The 20,666-nt window shown below is 33.1% G+C and carries 13 protein-coding genes; 2 read left to right on the forward strand and 11 right to left on the reverse strand.

Translation table 11 applies throughout. From position 1 onward, the window contains the following. From Ctaglu_RS06700 to Ctaglu_RS06725, 6 genes are all read right to left on the reverse strand, one after another. Positions 1-919 (reverse strand): S-layer homology domain-containing protein (locus tag Ctaglu_RS06700; protein WP_148097584.1); only part of this gene is annotated, 919 nt, incomplete at its 3' end. Between the two features lie 137 nt (positions 920-1,056). Then, complete coding sequence (locus Ctaglu_RS06705; protein ID WP_124999357.1) at positions 1,057-2,601, reverse strand: efflux RND transporter periplasmic adaptor subunit; 1,545 nt, start codon at positions 2,599-2,601, stop codon at positions 1,057-1,059. 43 nt (positions 2,602-2,644) lie between these two features. Further along, positions 2,645-3,229: an HlyD family secretion protein gene (locus Ctaglu_RS06710; RefSeq protein WP_307720470.1), complete on the reverse strand. Its 585-nt coding sequence runs from the start codon at positions 3,227-3,229 to the stop codon at positions 2,645-2,647. A gap of 91 nt (positions 3,230-3,320) precedes the next feature. Then, positions 3,321-5,309 (reverse strand): ABC transporter ATP-binding protein, encoded by a 1,989-nt coding sequence (locus Ctaglu_RS06715; protein WP_124999362.1) that lies wholly within the window; start codon positions 5,307-5,309, stop codon positions 3,321-3,323. Continuing rightward, the gene (locus tag Ctaglu_RS06720; protein WP_124999364.1) at positions 5,306-7,033 is read right to left on the reverse strand and encodes an ABC transporter ATP-binding protein; all 1,728 of its coding nucleotides are present in this window, start codon (positions 7,031-7,033) and stop codon (positions 5,306-5,308) included. The genes Ctaglu_RS06715 and Ctaglu_RS06720 overlap by 4 nt, the downstream gene beginning before the upstream one ends. 35 nt (positions 7,034-7,068) lie before the next feature. After that, entirely contained in the window at positions 7,069-7,527 is a 459-nt protein-coding gene (locus Ctaglu_RS06725) for a MarR family winged helix-turn-helix transcriptional regulator (RefSeq protein ID WP_124999366.1), read from the reverse strand. A gap of 705 nt (positions 7,528-8,232) precedes the next feature. On the opposite strand from Ctaglu_RS06725, the gene Ctaglu_RS06730 reads away from it, so the two are divergent. Further along, entirely contained in the window at positions 8,233-10,362 is a 2,130-nt protein-coding gene (locus Ctaglu_RS06730; protein WP_185732610.1) for a YhgE/Pip domain-containing protein, read from the forward strand. A 149-nt stretch (positions 10,363-10,511) separates the two neighbouring features. Beyond that, complete coding sequence (locus Ctaglu_RS06735; protein WP_124999370.1) at positions 10,512-12,743, forward strand: YhgE/Pip domain-containing protein; 2,232 nt, start codon at positions 10,512-10,514, stop codon at positions 12,741-12,743. 107 nt (positions 12,744-12,850) lie between these two features. Here the strand turns inward: Ctaglu_RS06735 and Ctaglu_RS06740 are convergent, their stop codons facing one another. From Ctaglu_RS06740 to Ctaglu_RS06760, 5 genes are all read right to left on the reverse strand, one after another. After that, the gene (locus tag Ctaglu_RS06740) at positions 12,851-14,350 is read right to left on the reverse strand and encodes a hypothetical protein (RefSeq protein ID WP_124999372.1); all 1,500 of its coding nucleotides are present in this window, start codon (positions 14,348-14,350) and stop codon (positions 12,851-12,853) included. Positions 14,351-14,583: 233 nt separating this feature from the next. Next, entirely contained in the window at positions 14,584-16,860 is a 2,277-nt protein-coding gene (locus tag Ctaglu_RS06745; RefSeq protein ID WP_124999374.1) for an S-layer homology domain-containing protein, read from the reverse strand. Positions 16,861-16,951: 91 nt separating this feature from the next. Then, positions 16,952-18,130: an ABC transporter permease gene (locus Ctaglu_RS06750; protein WP_124999376.1), complete on the reverse strand. Its 1,179-nt coding sequence runs from the start codon at positions 18,128-18,130 to the stop codon at positions 16,952-16,954. Beyond that, positions 18,130-18,807 (reverse strand): ABC transporter ATP-binding protein, encoded by a 678-nt coding sequence (locus Ctaglu_RS06755; RefSeq protein ID WP_124999378.1) that lies wholly within the window; start codon positions 18,805-18,807, stop codon positions 18,130-18,132. Before Ctaglu_RS06755 ends, Ctaglu_RS06750 begins: the two co-directional genes overlap by 1 nt. After that, positions 18,807-20,630 (reverse strand): efflux RND transporter periplasmic adaptor subunit, encoded by a 1,824-nt coding sequence (locus tag Ctaglu_RS06760; RefSeq protein WP_185732611.1) that lies wholly within the window; start codon positions 20,628-20,630, stop codon positions 18,807-18,809. The genes Ctaglu_RS06755 and Ctaglu_RS06760 overlap by 1 nt, the downstream gene beginning before the upstream one ends. Between the last annotated feature and the right edge of the window lie 36 nt (positions 20,631-20,666).

The following is a 20,666-nucleotide window of genomic DNA, read 5'->3' on the forward strand; positions in this document are numbered from 1 at the left end:
TTACACCATGATAATAGTAAGTAATACTAGAGGGTAGCGTCATACTTTTTTCTTTGCCACTTTCCTCATAATAAACAATATTACCAACTATGCTGTTTACAGTTACGGTCACTGGTTGTCTTACCTTACCATAAACCTTTGTAATTTCTGCATCTTCTATTTTAAGTCTATAGGTTGCTCCCACCTGAAGTAATGCTTTATTATCTCCCACAGAGAGAACCCCTTTATTTGTTAACACTTCATCTTTTGCTAGATTGTCATAGGATTCCGAATTGTCTTGTATAATGCAATCCGAATATAAATTTACTGAATCAGAAAAGATTACTCCAGAGGTAGCAGTAGCTGTAGCACTCTTTACGTTAGTGTCAAGAAGTCTATCAAACATTACCGCTGCGGCCCTTATCGTCGCCTTATCACTTTTTTTAAAGACTAATTTATCTGTGATTTTTAAATTTTGCGCCTTACCCAAATAATTTAATGGCCAAGTTCCTGTTAAATCACTGTCTGCATACCCTAATAATTTTACAAGCACAGTACAAATTTCTGAATAAGTTATGGAAGCTTCAGGGTGAAATTTTCCATCTGCCATCCCGCTGATTAGTTGTTTATTTAGCAATATATTTACATAACCGCTTAGATCACTATAAGATGCAATATCAGCAAACACAGTGGAACCCTCCATACCAGCGGCTTCATCTAGTAAATTATCCGCTATTACTACAGCTTTAGCAAATTGACCTCTTGTCATATCCTTAGTAACATTAGTTACTGAACTTTCCATTATTCCAAGTTGCTTCATCCTTGAAACTGCTGCTGCGTAGTCAATAGTATCTGCCGCAAAGGCAAAACTTGAGCTTATTGTACTTATTAATATGGTTAGTATTAAAAAAATACTCAATGTAGATTTTCTGATTTTCATTTTTACACCTTCCTTTTTATTAATATATAAATTAGATTCTGTCCTGGAGTCTGACCTCTTAACCCATATTTTTCTAACGTTCTCATATTTACCCAAGGGTCTGACCCCTAACAGGTTTTCCAGGGGTCAGGCCCCTCCTAATAAATAACCTTGTCGCCTTCGTTTAATCCACTCTTAATTTCTACATATTTAACATTATTCTCGCCCAGTTCTACTGCTTTGCGCTGTCCACCTTCTTTGTCTCCACTCACAAATACATAATTGACACCCTCAGCCTTTGTTATGGCTTCTATGGGAAGGTATAACACATTTTGTTTATTAGTTACTTGAATTTCAGCATTTGCACTCATTCCACCCTTAAGTATATTAGCTCCACCCAAAACCTTAATTGTTACTGGATATGATGTTACTCCGCTTACAGCTACGCCTTTAACCGCAATGGATTCAATCTTACCTATAACTGGAGTGACTAAAGTACTAGGAAGAAAACTCACCCTAATATTTACCTTCTGACCAGGCACTATCTTAGCTATATCAATTTCGTCCACAGGTACATCAAATTTCATTTGAGTTGTATCTAAGACCTCTGAAACTTGTATGCTAGGATTTACAATATCTCCAACTTGAAAATTAACAGTTGATAGTACTCCGCTAATAGGAGATACTATTTTAAAATATTCAAGCTGTGAACCAGTTAAACTTATTTGATTTTGAGAAGTTACAGTTCCTATATTTGCCGCTTCTTGAGCTCTTATAACTGTATTGTTTTCCATTTGAATAAGCATATTTCCGGAACTAACCTTTTGACTTTCTTTAACTGCAATACTTTGAACCGTTCCTCCTGTCTTGCTGATAACTGCTTGCTTTTTTAAATAATTTAGACTAGCAGTATTTGTGCTAGCTACGTTACCCTTAGCGGTTTTAACCTCTCCACTAGCAATCATACCCCCTAGTAGAGCACCTGGGTTATTAAATTGTATTTCTACTGTATATAACTGACCACCAGAAATTGTTGCTGAGGGTTGGTTACTTATGTAGGTTACAGTCCCATTAACGGGTTGCATTAATGAAGCTACATTTACATTAGCTACTTGTCCCACTGCTATCTGCCCTACGTCTGCAGCATTAAAGGTAAGTAATACTTTAAGTTTTGAAGTATCTGTAATTGTAAGAAGTGTCCCTCCTGGTTGAACAGTATCACCTACATTTACAGCTATATTGCTTACTTGTCCTGTAAATGGAGCACTAATTGATAAATTACCAACAGCTTCATTAGATGCATCTACAGTCACCTTATTTTGCTGAAGTCCTTGTTTCGAAACATTTAAAGCAGTCTGAGCGTCTTTATCATCGAGTTCATATATTACATCTCCAGATTTCACCTTATCCCCAGTTTTAAAGTTAACCTTTTTTATGGTAGCCGTAACTCTTGAATATAGTTTATTACTTTTAGTAAAATATATAGGCCCTGCTCCTTGAACCACAATGTCTATATTACCTTTTTTCACGGTTGCAATTTTCTTATTAACATCAATTTTTGAACCAGCTACTTTGTTACTCATCACTGTATTATTCAATATTACCCCAGTAACAACAATAATCACTATTACCACTAGACCCACTATTTTAAAAAGACTTTTTTTAGGCACCTTATTAGGTTTCTCATTTAACTCTAGTTTCAATATTAGTCACCTTCCATTCATATTTATTAAATCAGCACATGCACTATTTCTTTGTTTGTATTTTCACAATAGCATTTGTGCCTGGTAATAATTTAGTATCAACACTATCAAACTCAATTTTTACTTGTACTCTTTTTTCAACCTTTGTAAAAGTACCACTAGTTTGAGCTGGAAGAAAAGAAAAAGCATCAGCCGAGGCCTGTCCCATTGATTTTACTTTACCAGTAAACTTTTTACCCTTAAATTGATCTATAGTTATGTTAACTGGTTGACCTACCTTTATTTTATTCAATTCTGTTTCATCGATATTAGCAGTGACATAAATCTGCTGAGGATTCATTATAAGAGCAAGTGTTGGTACCTGCAAGCTAGATATGTATTCTCCAATGTGTGTATTATTTTGAACAATTGTCCCGCTAATTGGTGCTCTTATATTTGATGCTGCACCACCAGAAGGCCCCGCGTCTAAGCGTCCAATAAGCTGATCCTTAACTACAGAATCCCCTTCTTTTACATTGAACTCCAAAAGCTTTCCAGAAGCAAATGGTGTTACTTTTATAAAATCAGCGGATAGTACCGCGTTATCCGTTGACACATAATGGGTATCCTCATACCAGTAATATACCACCGTAGCCCCTCCTATCAATAGGACTAAGACTAAAATACTTGTTAACAATAATTTAAATTTACCCTTCATTTTGTACACCTACCTTTAATTTTTAATTATCTAAATTTGCACCAGTGAATTGACTGTTATAAAGATCTGCATAAAAACCTTTTTGTGAAAGGAGTTCGTAGTGACTACCCATTTCAATAATACTTCCCTTATCCATAACTAGTATTAACTCTGCATCTCTAATTGTAGAAAGTCTATGTGCAATAACAAAACTTGTTCTATTTTGCATAAGCTCGGCCATTGCCTTTTGTATATAAACTTCTGTTCTTGAGTCAACGCTACTTGTGGCTTCATCAAGTATCATTATTGCTGGATTTGCAATTATTGCACGAGCAATTGTTAAAAGTTGCTTCTGCCCCTGAGATATGTTAGATGCTTCCTCATTTAAAAGCGTGTCATAACCATCTGGAAGGGTCTTAATAAAGTGATGAGCATGAGCAGCTCTTGCCGCTTGCATAACATCTTCCTCTGATACTCCCTCTTTACCGTAAGCTATATTTTCCATTATTGTTCCATTAAATAGCCATGTATCCTGAAGTACCATACCAAACATATTTCTAAGCTCCCCACGTTTTATATCATTAATGTTTACTCCATCAATGGAAATTGTTCCAGCGTCTATTTCATAAAAACGCATCAATAGGTTAACAAGAGTAGATTTACCGGCACCAGTTGGTCCAACAATGGCTATGGTGTGACCTTGTTTAACATCAATATTCATATTACTTATAAGTGGTTCTCCTGCTTTATAGCTGAAATCTACATTCTCAAACTTTACTTCACCTCTAGGTGACTGCAACACTTTAGCATTAGGCGCGTCTGCTACTTCTTCCACCTCGTCTAAAAGTTCAAAAACACGTTCAGCAGAGGCTACCGTTGATTGAATTACATTTGCAATATTTGCAGTTTGAACTATTGGTTGAGTAAACTGACTTGAATATTGAATAAATGCTTGAATATCACCTATACTAATTTTTCCTTTAGCGGCAAGAATCCCACCTACCATGGATACTATAACGTAACCTAAATTACTTATAAACCTCATTAGTGGCATTATCATACCCGATATGAACTGAGCCTTCCAACCTGAATTATATAATCTTCTATTAATTGCATTAAACTCTTCTATGGAATCCTGCTCATGTCCAAAAGCTTTAACGATTTTATGCCCTGTATACATTTCTTCAACATGTCCATTAAGCGCTCCAATTTCTTTCTGTTGAGCTGCAAAATATCTTTGTGATTTTTTTGCAATAAAGGTTGTTACTATTACATACATTGGTAGGGTTAAGATAACTACCAGTGTTAATAATGGGCTTATTGATAACATCATAACTACAACCCCAATAATTGTAGCTATGGAAGTAATAAGTTGTGTAAGACTTTGTTGCAAGGTAGTGGCAATATTATCTACATCATTTGTAACACGACTTAGTATCTCACCATGAGTTCTTGAATCAAAAAATTTAAGTGGCAATCTAGATAATTTATCTTCCACCTCTGTACGTAAACCATAAACAGTTTTCTGAGCAACTCCAGCCATAATAAACTGTTGAATGTAACTAAAAAGCGCACTAATCAAATATAATATTATTAATAGTAAAATTATACGTTCTATGTATGGATAATCTATGTTACCGCCATTAAAATTTATTATTTGAGAGATGGCAGCCTTAACTTTGGCCAGGCTTCCTACAACTGTACCTGTTGCAGTATATGGATTTGTAGCCAAAGGAGTAAGCATGGCCTCTTGTGGTATTAATGCTCTCAGTTGCGTCTTAGCCATTATACCTTCAAACAATTTAGTTGTTGCTTTTCCTAAAATCTTCGGACCCACTATACTAAAAACCGTGCTAAGAATTGCAAATATAAATACTAAAATAAATTTAAATTTCTCTGGCCTTAAATAAGCAAGTAGTCTCATTAAGGTGCCCTTAAAATCCTTTGCTTTCTGTACAGGTTTTCCCAAATTCCCTCCAAAGCCTCCACCATCACCTCCACGTTGATTATCTTTTTTTGTATTTTCACTCATGCTAATTCCTCCTCTGAAAGCTGTGAGGATACAATCTCATGATATACTTTGCAACTGGTTAAAAGCTCTTTATGAATTCCCATTCCCGCAATTTTACCATCGTCTAAGACAATTATTCTATCTGCATCCATAACTGTTGCAACCCTTTGAGCTATAATAAGAACAGTAGCTGCAGCGGTTTCATCTTTTAGCGCCGCGCGAAGTCTTGCATCTGTCTTAAAATCAAGTGCTGAAAAGCTATCATCAAATATATATATTTCAGGTTTTCTAACTAAAGCACGAGCGATAGAAAGACGCTGTTTTTGCCCACCTGAAACATTAGTTCCCCCTTGTGCAATGAAATGATCAAATCCCATATCCATTCCATTTATAAAATCTGTGGCTTGAGCTACCTGTGCTGCATGCTTAATTTCGGCAAAAGTAGCATTATTGTTACCATATTTAATATTATCAGCAATAGTACCAGAAAAGAGAACATTCTTTTGAGGAACAAACCCTATTTTTACCCTTAAGTCTTCCTGGCTGATTTCCCGTACATCTACACCATTAACCAAAACGCAGCCAGAAGTAGCATCATAAAACCTAGGTATCAAATTTATTAAAGTTGATTTACCTGAACCAGTACCGCCTATAATGGCTGTTACTTCACCAGGCCCGGCACTAAAGGTTATATTACTAATTGCAGGTTGTTCTGCACCTGGATAGCTAAAGGTTACTTCCTTAAACTCAACATATCCGCTTTTCTTGTTTGCCAAACTAGTCTTTTCTAAATCTACTATTTCAGGTTCCATCTCCAGTACTTCATTTATCCGTTCAGCAGAAGCTTGAGCCCTGGGTATCATTATAAACATCATGGCAATCATTAAGAAAGAAAATAAAATTTGCATCCCATATTGAATAAATGCCATAAGTGATCCAACCTGCATGCTACCAGCATCTATTCGCATGCTTCCAAACCAAAAAATTGCAACGGTTGTAAGGTTCATAATTAACATCATAATTGGCATAAGCACTGCCATTATTTTATTTACTTTTATTGAGTTATTCATAAGACCTAAATTAGCTGCATCAAATCTTTCTTTTTCATTTTCTATACGGTTAAAAGCACGTATTACCCTGATGCCTGTAAGACCTTCACGTAAAACAAGATTTAGTTTATCTAATTTTACCTGCATTAATTTAAACAGTGGAATTCCCTTTTGAAGAACCATTCCAATAATAATAGTAAGTAAGGGAATTACAACTGCAAAAATCCAAGTTAGAGGCTTGTCTTCTCTTAATGCCATAATAATTCCACCTATGCCTGTAAGTGGTGCGAATAACATTATAGAAAACATCATTACAGTTACTTGCTGAATTTGAGTAACGTCATTTGTTGTTCTTGTTATTAATGTGGCCGTACCTATTTTATCAAATTCATGTAATGAGAAACCTTCAACTTTCGCAAAAATTTTACTACGGATGATCATTCCTAGCTCTACTGCAGTTCTTGAGGATAAGAATCCAGCTACCACTGAACATATAACTCCACCTGCTGAAACAAGAATCATAAGGCCACCAATTTTAAAAATGTAATTCAAATCATTATTAGCAATTCCCTTATCAATAATATCTGAACTCAAAGTAGGTAAATAAAGGTTTGCAATCACTTGAAGGAAAATAAGTATAACTATTGCTGTTATTTGCATCCTGAATTTATCTAAAAACCTGTACAATTTAATCACGAATTAATCATCTCCGATCAAAAAACTAACTTTAATCATTTATCTTGTTCTCCCAAAAGCCTTTTAAGAGTGGTCAAACTATCAACTATTCCATTAATCTCTTCTGGGGTTCCCTTTTTCATTATGTTTACAGTATTTTCTTGAATTAATTTATGAATATCTTCATGAGTTTCATTAAATTTAGGAGATATTTTTACATACACAACTCTTCTGTCCTCACAACTTCTTTCTCTTTCCACTATACCTTGCTTTTCAAGCCTGTCCACAATACCAGATACCGTACTATTAGATAATGTAAGCTTTCTGCTAAGTTCTGTCATTTTCATTCTTTTTTCTTTATGAATGATACCCATAGTCATAGCTTGAAGCCCAGTAACACCTGTATCTTCAAATATTTTAATTACTTTATGTTTAAATAGTCCAAGGACCTGGAGAAATAGTCTTGCCACTTCAACGTTATCTTTTAACTGGTTATCTTTATTTAACTCTTCCATATTTCTTTCCCACCTTAAATATATTTTTGACTAAATGCCTTTTTTATAAGTATTACGTATGAAAATATTTCGTATACGTAATATATTATATATTTGAATTTTTTACATGTCAAGGTCCTTTATGAATATAATAGAAAATGAAGAAAGATTACCCTGTCAAATACTCTCTCTTCCTTTTTTTTCTGTGTATTCTTTGACTTTCTAAGATATACATTTGCGTATAAAGGTGCTAAGATATATTAATAATCAAAGCTTCTAATAGAATTGTAATTAGTTGTAAAAATGTTGAGAGGTGTTGCTGTTAATTATGAGATGTACAAGTAGTATGCCTAATTCCTAATAAAACTGCATAGATTTATTAATGGGCTATTAGAATGTAGAATTTAGGATTGAGGTATAACAGAGTCTGTAAAAAATACATAGGTAAGGTTGTGAATGTTTATGAAGAATATTTGGAGAAATTATAAAACATATATAAAAAATGTTTTGACAAGCTCTAAAATATATATAAAAAATGTTTTTATAAGTGGTAAAACACATATAAAAAATGTTTTAAAAAGTTGCAAACTGCATATAAAAAATGTTTCGAAAAATTGCAAACTGCGTAGGAAAAGTGTTTTGAAAAGTTGTAGGCTGCGTAGGACTAATATTTTAAAAGGTTATAAAATAAGTGTTAAAAGTGTTTTTAAAATTTATAAAAGAGATATGAAAAATATATTAACAAGCCGTGCAACATTGTCCATGATATTATTACTACTTTTATTACCAGCACTTTATGCTTGGATTAATATTCAAGCTGGATGGGACCCATATTTAAATACTAAGGGACTTTCAGTTGCAGTTGTTAATCTAGATAGTGGTTCAGAATTAAGAAATGTTAAGGTAAATATTGGAAATGATGTGATGAAAACTTTAAAAACTAATCAATCTATTGGTTGGACTTTTGTAAGTGAAAGCGAGGCGCAAAAAGGTATAAAATACGGTAAATACTATGCCAGTTTAACTGTTCCTAAGGATTTTTCAAAGGATCTTCTTTCTGTTGCAACTAGCAGTAATCCAACGAAAGCAAAACTAATTTATACTGTTAATGAAAAAAGGAATGCTATATCTCCAAAAATCACTGGAAAAGGTGCAACTTCTCTGCAGGAAGAAATTACGAAAACTTTTATTGAAACAGCTAGTGGAAAAATTTTTTCTTTTCTTACCCAAGTTGGAGTTGAGCTAGAAAAAAATAAACCACAAGTACAAAGTGTTATTGATATAATGGTTAGCTTAGATGATAAAATGCCTAAAATTAAAAAGTCCTTAGATAATATTTATGGACAATCTGTAATGTTTCAAACATATATGCATAAGGTTCAGGGCGATGTTCCTACTATATCTGATGAATTAGACAATATTTTGGACATTACTAAGACAAGTAATAGCTATATAGAAAAATCAAGAGATTCCCTGAAAGCTGTATCTCCAATTGTAAAGGAAGATCTTTCCCTTATAAAGGATATAACAGATAATGCTGAATCTTCTTTAACTAAAGTTCAAGACTTACAGCCATCAAATGATGCTTTAATGAAAGATGTTTTAATTAAAGTTCGGGACCAGTATAGGGATGGAATGCAAACAATTGACAATGTTTCAAGTTTAAATAAATCAATGAACAATTTTTTAAACAGTGCTGTTATTGATACTTTAATTGGTAATCTTTCAAGCGTTAGAAATGAAATGGCAAATCAACAAAACGATATTAATTCTATGATTAGTACTCTTGATCGTGGAAATTCGGTTTTAACTAGTGATATAAGTGCTGCAATGCGCGGTGCGAATAAAACTTCAAAGTTAATGAATAATTTGACGGATAAGTTTGACACCACAATCGACCCAAAGATTGATGATGCACTGAAAAACATAACTAAGTTATCAAATAATGCAGTAGACATGTTACAGGACGTACAAGACAATATGCCCACGGTTAATAAACTACTTGGAGAAACTGTTAATAAAGTTGACTCAAAAGTAAATAGTTTAAAGAAAATAAAGGATAATTTCCCCAAAACTCAAGAAAATATGCATTTAAATGCGGAAAAATTAAAAAGCCTTACTAGTGATGAAAAACTTAATGACATTATCCTGATGTTAAAAAAGGATGGTAAAAAGGAAAGTGACTTTTTATCAAGCCCCATAAATTTAAAACAAAATAGCATCTATCCAATACCTAATTATGGTTCAGCTATGTCCGCATTTTATACTACGCTTGCTATTTGGGTAGGCGCACTTATAATGTTTTCATTCTTATCAGTTGAGGTTAAAGAATTTGAGGGTGGCATACCTATAAATACAAGGGAAAAATTTTTGGGAAGATATTTTACCCTTTTAAGTATTGGAATTGTGCAAGCTTTAGTAACTATAGGTGGTAACTTGTTTTTACTGAAGACCTATGCCGTCTCACCTATTATACTTACGCTGTTTGGGGTGTATGTAAGTATTGTATTTATCACTCTTATGTACGCAACCGTATGTATTTTTGGCAATATAGGTAAAGCTTTGATTGTTGTAGTGATGGTACTACAAATTTCTGCCTCAGGAGGAACATTTCCAGTAGAATTATTAGGCACGTTCTCCCAATATATACACCCTATGCTGCCCTTTACTTATGCTATAGGCGGAATGAGGGAAGCCATCGCAGGAATTATACCAGAAGTGTTAATGAATAATGTGGTAACACTGGGCAAATATTTTGTTGTTTCTTTACTTTTAGGGCTTTTATTACAAGAAAGAATGACTAAAATAACTTCACACTCCGCAAGGCAGTTTGATGAAAGTGGCCTCGCCGAGTAAATAGTATCTATATTTGATACTTTGCCCTGCGACGGATTCCTAGGGCTTAATTTATATACACACTATTAAACTAAATAAAATTAGTTATCGAAAATCTTAAAAAGCAGTACTGTTAATTTTAAAATATATAAGTAAGGTTGTGGAGGTTTATGAAGAATATTTTTAAAAGTTCTAAAATATGTATAAAAAATATTTTAAAAACTTATAAAATAGATATGAAAATTGTTTTCAAAATTTATAAAAGAGATATAAAAAATATATTTTCCAACTATATAACACTAATTATAATAGTTGGAGTATCTTGCTTACCAGCACTTTATGCATGGTTTAATATTCAAGCAGGTTGGGATCCATATTCAAAGACTAAAGGACTTTCAGTTGCAGTTGTTAATTTGGATAATGGTTCGCAGTTAAAAGATGTTAAAGTTAATATTGGACGTGATTTAGTAAAAAAATTAAAAACAAATGACTCTATTGGTTGGAAATTTGTAAATGAGAGCGATGCTAAGGAGGGTGTAAAATACGGTAAATATTATGCCAGTTTAACTATTCCTAAGGATTTTTCAAAAGATCTTCTTTCTATTGGAACTTATAATGCCCCAACGAAACCACAACTAATTTATAGTGTTAATGAAAAATTAAATGCTATAGCTCCAAAAATTACTGGAAAGGGTGCAACTTCTCTACAAGAGCAAATCTCAAGAAGCTTTATTGAAACAGCTAGTAGCGCAATTTTTTCTTACCTTAACCAAGTTGGAGGTAAGCTTGAGAAGAACAAACCAGAACTGGAAAGTCTTATTGATAGAATGCTTAGCGTAGATGATAAGATGCCTGAAATTGGAAAATCCATAGATAATGTTTATGAAGGCTCCTTAATGTTTCAAAAATTCATGAAAAATGTTCAAGGTGATATTCCTGTTATATCTGACGCCGTAGACCATACTTTAGACATTACTAAAAAAAGCAATGAAAACATGGGAAAGGCAAAAGATTCACTTAAAACTGTCTCTCCAATTGTAAAGGCTGACCTTGCTCTTATAAAGAATACAGCAGATCTTGCTGAATCCTCTTTAATTCAATTTCAAGACTCTCAGCCATCAAATAAGGCTTTACTTAAAGCCACTTTAATCAAGACCCGAGACAAATATAGGGATGGAATACAGAAAATCGACAATGTTTTAAGTTTTAATAAATCAATAAATAATTCCTTAAACAGTACTCTTATTGGAACTTTCAATAATAATCTTTCAAACGTTAAAACTGAAATGCTAAACCAGCAAAGCCATGTTAATTCTATGATTAGCACCCTAGAGACTGGTAATGAGGTTTTAACTAGTAATATAGACGCTGCAATAAAAGGCGCCAATAAAACTTCAGGGTTAATGAATAATACAATTGATAGTTTCAACAGAGATACTAACCCAATAATTGATAATGTAATGAACAATGCAAGTGGGCTATCAAATACTGTAGCGGATATGTTACAAAATATACAAGGTAATATGCCCTTGTTTAATAGCATACTTGATCAAGCCAATACTCAAATTGACTCAAGCGTAGACGATTTAAAGCAAATAAAGGATAAGTTTCCTAAGATTCAAGAAGATATGCATTCAAATGCTGAAAAATTAAGAAACCTTACTGATGATGAAAAACTTAATGAACTTATCAAGATGTTAAAAGAGGATGGTAAAAAGAAAAGTGACTTCTTAGCAAATCCTATAGAGCTAGTAGAAAGTAGGGTCTATCCAATACCTAATTATGGTTCAGCTATGACCCCATTTTATACCATACTTGCTATTTGGGTAGGTGCATATATACTGGTTTCATTATTGTCAGTTCATGTTAAAGACTTTGATGATGGTACACCTATGAATACAAATGAAAAATTTTTTGGAAGATATTTTATATTTTTAAGTGTTGCAATTATGCAAGCTTTAGTAACTATAGCTGGTAACTTATTTGTTCTTAAGACTTACACGGTATCCCCTATTCCACTTGTGCTAATTGGGATCTATGTAAGTGTTGTATTTATTACCATAATCTATACATTGGTATCTGTTTTTGGCAATGGTGGTAAAGCTCTCACCATGGTAGCAATGGTATTACAAGTTTCTGGATCTGGAGGAACATTTCCAGTAGAGTTATTGGGTTCCTTCTTTCAATATATAAATCCAATGATGCCATTTACTTATGCCATAGGCGGAATGAGGGAAGCAACAGCGGGAATTATACCGGGCGTGTTAATTAAAGATATGCTAATACTGGCTATATATTTTGTTGTTGCTTTATTTCTTGGTGTTTTCTTAAAAGAAAAAATAAATAAAGCAACTGAAGGCTTTGTAAAAGAGTTCCATGAAAGTGGATTAACAGGTAAATAGCATTTAAAATTAGTTCAAAAAGTTGATGCTGTAGATAATTTATCTACAGCATTTATTTTTATATTTGCTAGGTAACTAACGTTAAGGTACAAATACATACCCTATTACTACCTTATATTTAGTTTAGAGTGAATACCATTTACAGAAGTAATATTTGTTGTTTCGTAAGGATTATCATATTTAAATGTATCCCTTAACTGCAACGCATATCTTCTTCCCCATACAGTTAAATCAGTATCAGATAAATCATTGATTGTATTAAAGTGTATCATAGAATCAGAATTTTTTTCATCAAAAATATTCTGATTTACTTTATCATAGTTTAGTCTAACCCATCTGTTGCCTACATAAATTTCATTATAAGTAGGAGAAGAAAATCCCACCATTCCAGCTGTACCTTGTCTTACCTTACCACGAATATCTGCATCATTAATATTATTTAATAAAGCTTGTTGAACCGGGTCATTACAGTCAATAATAGGTACTGTTTGAATTATCCTACAAGGAATACCTATAGCTCTAAATACAGTTTCCATCAATATTGCTGATGATGTATCTGAACCATGTTGCTTATTCATGTACATCTGCTTACCATACAATTCATGATTAAATTGTTCCTGTGTAGACCATGATTGATTGCCCTTATCTCTTTGAAATGCTGATTGCAATTCTGGTGCTATTGTAGGTATTCCATTGGAGAAAGATGTATAAATATTAGTAGATTCTTTTAAGCTTTGTGTATTATTAAAAATGTAATTTGTTACTTTTTCTACAATTTGAGTGTCTGCAACTTTAACGCCATTATACATAGAATTTTCTATATCAATACCCTGATATTTTAAATCCGAAATTATAGTTGACCTTAATTGATTATCCCAATTGGCAGTTATTGTAGGTTTTAAATATTGTTGAAGTTCTGAACTTTTAGCATAGTCTTTCCAGTTATAATTTGAATCTACATTATTTGTATTATATGGATATAGCACTACATCAAATATACCATACTCTGAATTTTCTCCTTTTAATGTAACATCTTGATAATTATCATTTTTCATTACATTAATATTATAAGGTTTATTTATTCTCATTGTAGTCTTAATTACATAGGTATTTTCGGTTCTTTCATTTAGGTCACCATCTGGTATTCCATCACCATCAGTATCTCTATTATAAGGATTAGAGAAATATTTGTGAATTTCTTGATAGTCGGTTAACCCATCACCATCAGTATCAGTATCTGCATAGGTATTTTGATTATATACTGGATCAATTATATTAGACCTATCTTCAGTAGTAAAGCCAAAATTAAGATCAAGGCTCAAATGGTTACCATTATTTGAATTGTTTTCTTTTTTAATTGATATTCCCCATTTATCATTATGCTTTTGTAACTGAATGAATTTATACCCTCCTTGTTTTGATTTATTTAATTGTATGTCTATATCACCATCCACATCTTTAACAACAATTTTATTATTTAATGTAACTTTATCCGTTGTAATACTAGTATTATTATTTACATTTACTCCTTGTGCAAATACATTTATAGTCATAAATGTTGATATGATTATTATTGTGGAACATAGATAATTTCTTGATCTTTTCATACTTACGCAACTCCCCCGTTATTTTATAGTAAATAAACCAAATATATTCGGCTTATTTTATTGTATCATCGTATCCATTATTAGTCAATTTCCCTATTATAGAACACAACATAATTGCTTAATTTATTTTAAAAAAACAACCCTAGTACAATTAATGCACTAGGGTTGTCCTTTTATTCCACGTTTAACCATCGGTCTCATATTTACCCAGGGGCCTGACCCCTCTTAATGAACTAACTAATGTCCCATATTTTCCCAGGGGCCTGACCCCTCTTAAAAATGTCAACTATCTTACCATCAACACCCAAAACTAAGGTTTTAAAATCTTTAACATTAACATTGGTTATAAAGTTTCCAATACTACCATCATAATTATTAAGTTTAGCTTTATTGAAATATTTACTAAAGGTATAGTTTACGCTATTAATTGTTAATCCTGTTGGATTAATTATATCTGGTGTGAAGGCTGTAATTGTTCCAAGTACAACCTTATCATTTACATAAATGAAGGTGTTCTTATTCCAAATATCTGATACAAAATAAACTACATCATAAGCGTTTAACTGTGATTCTTGTATATTAGCGCCTCTGTAAATATAAGAATATCTTGTATTCTTAAGCTGATCTAGAAGTTTAGTATTATCAACTTTATAAACCTGTGGCATACCAAAATTAGCATCAACAATAACTACATAGTCATAGCCTGAATTATCACTCTTCTTTGTTAAAACAATTGAAGAATAAGCTCTTACAGCTTTGGCTGCAACTTCATAATCTACAGATATTCCATGATAATAATATAAATTAGCTTTTGGCAGTGTCATAGTTTTAGCTATATTATTCTCATCATTATAAGCTATTATTGAACCTGCTACACTGGTTACAGAATAATTTTCTACTGAATTTTCTTTTTTATCAATTTCAGTAATCACATTATTATTAATATACAATTGATACTTTCCACCAACTTCAAGAGGAGCAACATCAGTCTTGCAGGTTAGTATTCCTTTATTAGTAAGAATTTCATTATCTGCTAGATTGTCTGAAGTCTTAGAATTTCCTAGTATTATATATTCTGCAATACTACCAGTTTTCTCTTCTATACTTCTTATATCTACTACCTTGCCGTCATGCCCTAGTATTATAGATACTAAGTCGCCTTTAGAAAAAGATGAAAGCTTAGAAATATCCATATCATCGCTGTAGTTGTAGCTCACTGTATCTATTTGAATACCATTTGAACTATAAGCATCAGCAAGTAATGCTGTAATATTACCCTCTATATAATTTTCAACAACAAGTATATATCTATTGTTACTATTTATATCAGTAATACTGTAGAGTACATCCCTATCTTTAATATCATTTTTTGTTATTGGCTGACCGTTTTTTATAATCCTAGTATTAGAATCAAAGGCTATATCTCCTAGTTTATCTAACTTAGGATCAAAACCTAACGCAAATTGTGGCTTGCTATATATAGCATCCGTTATTACTGCATAACTAGATGCCACTTTATCGTTATAATCAAATACTATTGACATATTAGCTAATAAAAGACTACTTAAGCTTGCATAATCTTTCTTTACACCATGATAATAATAAGTAATACTAGATGGTAGTGTCATGCTCTTTTCTTTACCACTTTCATCATAATAAACAATATTACCCACCATGCTTTTTACAGTAACTGTTATTGGCTCTCTTACCTTACCATAAACCTTTGTAATCTCGCCATCTTCTATTTTAAGCCTATAAGTTGCTCCAACCTGAAGTAATGCAGTATTGTCTGCTAATGACAAAACGCCTTTATCTGTTAACACTTCGTCCGCCGCTAAATTCTCATAGGATTTTGAATTATCCTGCACTATACAATCTGAATATAAACTTACTGAATTAGAAAAAATCACTTCAGTGGCAGTAGTACCAGTTGTACTAGCACTTTTTATTTTAGTGTCAAGAAGCCTATCAAACATTACTGCTACATCCCTAAACGTAACCTTATCACTTTTCTTCAAGACTAACTTATCCGTAATTTTCAAATTTTGGGCCTTACCTAAATAATTTGCTGGCCAAGTTCCTGTTAAATCACTATCTGTATAACCTAATAACTTTACAAGCACAGTACAAATTTCTGAATAAGTTATGGAAGCTTCAGGGTGAAATTTTCCATCTGCCATACCGCTGATTAATTGCTTATCTATCAGCACACTTATATATCCACTTAGATCACTATAGGATACAACATCCGGAAATACAGTAGCCCCTTCCATTCCTGAGGCTTCATCTAGTAAATTATCCGCTATTACTACAGCTTTAACAAATTCACCTCTTGTCATAACCTTAGTAACAGTAGTTACTGAACTGTCTATTATTCCAAGTTGCTTCATTCTTGAAACTGCTCCTAAGTAATCAAGAGTATCTGCTGCAAATGCAAAACTTGAGCTTATTGTACTTATTAAAAGTGTCAGTATTAGTAAAATACTCAATGTAGATTTTCTAAATTTCATTTTTACACCATCCTTTTTATTAGAATATATTGTTATATTTACCCAGGGGCCTGACCCCCATTATACATATTTACCCAGGGGCCTGACCCCACTACTCATATGCTAATGCATCTATTGGATTTAAATTTGCTGCTTTGTTGGCTGGATACATTCCAAAAACCACTCCAATTAAAAGTGAAATACCAAAGGAAAGTAAAATCCAAGTAATCGAATATACTTCTGGAACGATTTTAAGACCACCTATAACAAATTTTATGGTACACACACCCACAATTATTCCCATAATACCGCCTAGTCCAGTAACCACTAAGGCCTCAATTAAAAATTGGGTTAATATGTTTCTTTTTTTTGCTCCAATGGCCTTTCTAACTCCTATTTCTCTGGTTCTTTCCGTTACTGAAACCAACATGATATTCATTATTCCTATTCCACCTACTACAAGGGATATACTTGCTATACCTGCAAGAACTACTGTAAGAGTTGATGTAATTGAATTAAGTGAAGATAGAACCGCTGCCATATTTGTAACCCTAAATGCACTATCGCTTTTATAAATCTTAGTTAAAAATGTAGTTAAAATTGTAACAGATTTATTTACACTATCAGCACTAGTTGCTTGCGCTGAAAAACTTTTAATAACAGCTGATTTACTAAGCTTCGTTGCAACACTTATTGGTATAATTACTCTATCATCTGTGGAGGAATCCACTCCATCTGCGGTTTGTGTAAGGACTCCAACAACCTTAAACTGCTGTCCCGATATTTTCATAATCTTCCCAATGGGGCTTTGACCTTTAAAGATATCATTAGCAACAGCAGTTCCAATAACTGCTATCTTTTGATTATAATCAATATCTAATTGAATCAAAAATCTACCCTCTTGTACTGTAGTACTATTAATGTCTGCATACTCAGGACTTGTACCTAGGAGTGAAGTATCTCTGCTTAAATTTTCTACTTTTACTGTAGATTTACTAGTAGCCTGAGGAGCAATATTCGCAATTATACCACTATTGTCACTTTGAAATTTTTTTAGCTCAGCATAAGTAACATTTCTATTACTACCCCTTCCCGTTATATTTATATTTATTAAATTTGAGCCAAGACCAGAAAGTGAATTTGTTATACTAGCGGTACTTCCCTGTGCAACACCTACAGCAATAATTACTGACCCTACACCAATAATAACTCCAAGCATTGTAAGGAAGGACCTTACCTTATTTGAGACTATACTCTTTATAGCCATTTTATAAGCTTGAATAAATTTCACTATACCATCTCCTTGTCCTCAGTGATTTCACCATCTGAAATTCTTATAATGCGCTTTGCCTCTGCAGCAAGATTATTATCATGAGTTATTAGAATGATTGTATTTCCATTAGAATTAAGCTCTTTCAAAATGCCCATTACTTCTATTCCTGTTTTGCTGTCAAGGGCCCCAGTAGGCTCGTCTGCAAGCAGTACTGGTGGTTTTGTTACTAATGCCCTAGCAATAGCTACCCTTTGCTGTTGACCTCCTGAAAGTTCACTAGGCCTATGGTGCATTCTTTCTTTTAGACTAACTGTGGCTAATGCTTCCATTGCTCTTTTTTTAGCCTCCTTATTGTGAACTCCCTGGTATATAAGTGGAAGCTCAACATTTTCTAAAGCTGAAAGCTTGGGAAGTAAATTAAATTTTTGAAATATAAAACCAATTTTAAAATTTCTTATTTCTGCTAGTCTGTCATCCTTTAACTTACTCACTTCTTCACCATCTAATTTATAACTTCCAAAGGTTGGCACATCTAAGCATCCCAGCATATTCATAAGAGTAGATTTTCCTGAACCGGAAGGTCCAACTATGGCAACAAATTCATGTAAACTTATATGCAAGTTTATTTTGTTTAATGCAGTTACTCTATTTTCTCCCATTGTATAAATCTTGGACATATCAGTTATTTGAATCATTAAAATCCACCCCCAGGTGCTCTGCCGCCACCCATGCCACCTGATGCAGTTGAAGTACTCTTAGTTGTAGATGCAGCCTTAGTTTCTGGCAAAATAATCACATCTCCCTCCTTTAACCCACTTGTAATTTCTATAGAGGTATCAGTATTAAGTCCTACTTGGACCTCAGTTTGTGCTGAACCATCGTAATAATTTTGCTTTTTACTTGCAGCAGTATTTGTCTTAGCTTTGGATTTACCACTAAAACTACCTGAGGTGCTACCTCCCGCTATTTTAGTACTTACCGTAGCCTCACTCTTACTATTTCCTTTATCAGTTGTAGTCGTTGTTGCTGCCTGCCTAGCTGCTCCACCCATAGTTGATCTTCCACCTGATTTAGACCCAGCTCCTTTAATGTATATAAAGCTTTTTCCACTAATTGTAGTTATAGCTTCTATAGGTACATACAAAATATTATCTTTATTAGATACTTCTATTTCACCATTGGCATTCATTCCACCCTTAAGCTTATCTAAGTTATCATTAACTTTAACAGTTACTATAAAAGTGGTTACTCCCCCTTCTGAAGTTCCAGTTACCGCAATTTTTGAAACCTCTCCCGTAACAGGAGTTTTTGAAGTGGCTGGCAGTGCATCTACAGTAATCTTTGTCTTCTGACCAACTTTAAGTTTAGCTATATCTAGTTCATCTACAGGTATATCAAACTCCATTTTTGTTGGATTTGAAACATCTGAAAGCTCATCTCCCGCTTTAATAGTATCGCCAACTTTATTACTAATTTTTGTTACTACTCCATTAATAGGAGCGATTATTTTATAATTATCAAGCTGTTTTGTGTTTAAATTCATCTCATTCTTAGCATTTTCTAATTGTAAATCTGAGTTTTGTTTAGCTCTAGTAATATCATCATTTTTCATAGTTATAAGAACTTGTCCTGTATCAACCTTTTGGTTTTGCTTAACTGAAATACTTTCCACCGTTCCACCAGTTAAACTTACAACAGTCTGTTTTTTTATATAATTAAGTGCTGCGGTGCCAGTGCTTGATACCATCCCCTTTGAAGTTTGAATATCAGCACTTGCAGTCATTCCTGAAATAACAGCACCTGGATTGTTAATTTGAACTTCCACTGTATATAACTGTCCCCCTACAGCGGTTGCAGTTTGTTGATTACTTATGTATGTGACACTTCCAGTTACAGACTGCATTAATGATGTTAAGTACACCTTAGCAGATTGTCCAAGGCTTATTTGACCAATAGCTGATGAATTATAGGTTAACAATACTTTAAGCTTTGTGGTATCAGCTATAGTAAAAACAGTACCACCCTTTGCAACTGTATCGCCTTGACTTACTACAATATCACTAACAAGGCCAGTAAAAGGAGCTTTAATGGATAGATTATTTACTGCATCATCACTAGAACCCGCAGATATTTGATTTTGCTTAAAACTATTGGATTTTGTATTACTTGAAGTCTGTGCATCAGTATCATCTAGTTCATATATAATATCCCCAGCTTTTACTGTATCCCCTTCTTTATAATTAACCTTTGTAACTGTGGCACCAATTTTGGAATAAATTTTGCTTGAGTTTGTAAAGTAAATAGGGCCTGATCCTGACACTAGTACCTTCAGATTTCCTTTTTTTGCAATAGTGGTATTTTGCTCTACTAGGGTCTTTGAAGTAAAAAATTTATTCTGCACAAAACTACTTTTAAATATTGCAACAAAGGCTACAACTACAACCACACCAATAACTACCCTTTTAATAGTTAATTTTGAAATACCATCCTTAAACTTTGCCTTAAAATCAAATTTCAATATTTTTCACCCTCCATTCATCTTCATTATATATTT

This window comes from Clostridium tagluense (assembly GCF_003865095.1).
Taxonomy (GTDB): domain Bacteria; phylum Bacillota; class Clostridia; order Clostridiales; family Clostridiaceae; genus Clostridium_AD; species Clostridium_AD tagluense.

Coding starts and splice junctions, on each gene's coding strand:
- Ctaglu_RS06715 (WP_124999362.1), bottom strand. CDS start 5,309: ATGAGTGAAAATACAAAAAAAGATAATCAACGTGGAGGTGATGGTGGA.
- Ctaglu_RS06725 (WP_124999366.1), bottom strand. CDS start 7,527: ATGGAAGAGTTAAATAAAGATAACCAGTTAAAAGATAACGTTGAAGTG.
- Ctaglu_RS06730 (WP_185732610.1), top strand. CDS start 8,233: ATGAAAAATATATTAACAAGCCGTGCAACATTGTCCATGATATTATTA.
- Ctaglu_RS06735 (WP_124999370.1), top strand. CDS start 10,512: ATGAAGAATATTTTTAAAAGTTCTAAAATATGTATAAAAAATATTTTA.
- Ctaglu_RS06740 (WP_124999372.1), bottom strand. CDS start 14,350: ATGAAAAGATCAAGAAATTATCTATGTTCCACAATAATAATCATATCA.
- Ctaglu_RS06745 (WP_124999374.1), bottom strand. CDS start 16,860: ATGAAATTTAGAAAATCTACATTGAGTATTTTACTAATACTGACACTT.
- Ctaglu_RS06755 (WP_124999378.1), bottom strand. CDS start 18,807: ATGATTCAAATAACTGATATGTCCAAGATTTATACAATGGGAGAAAAT.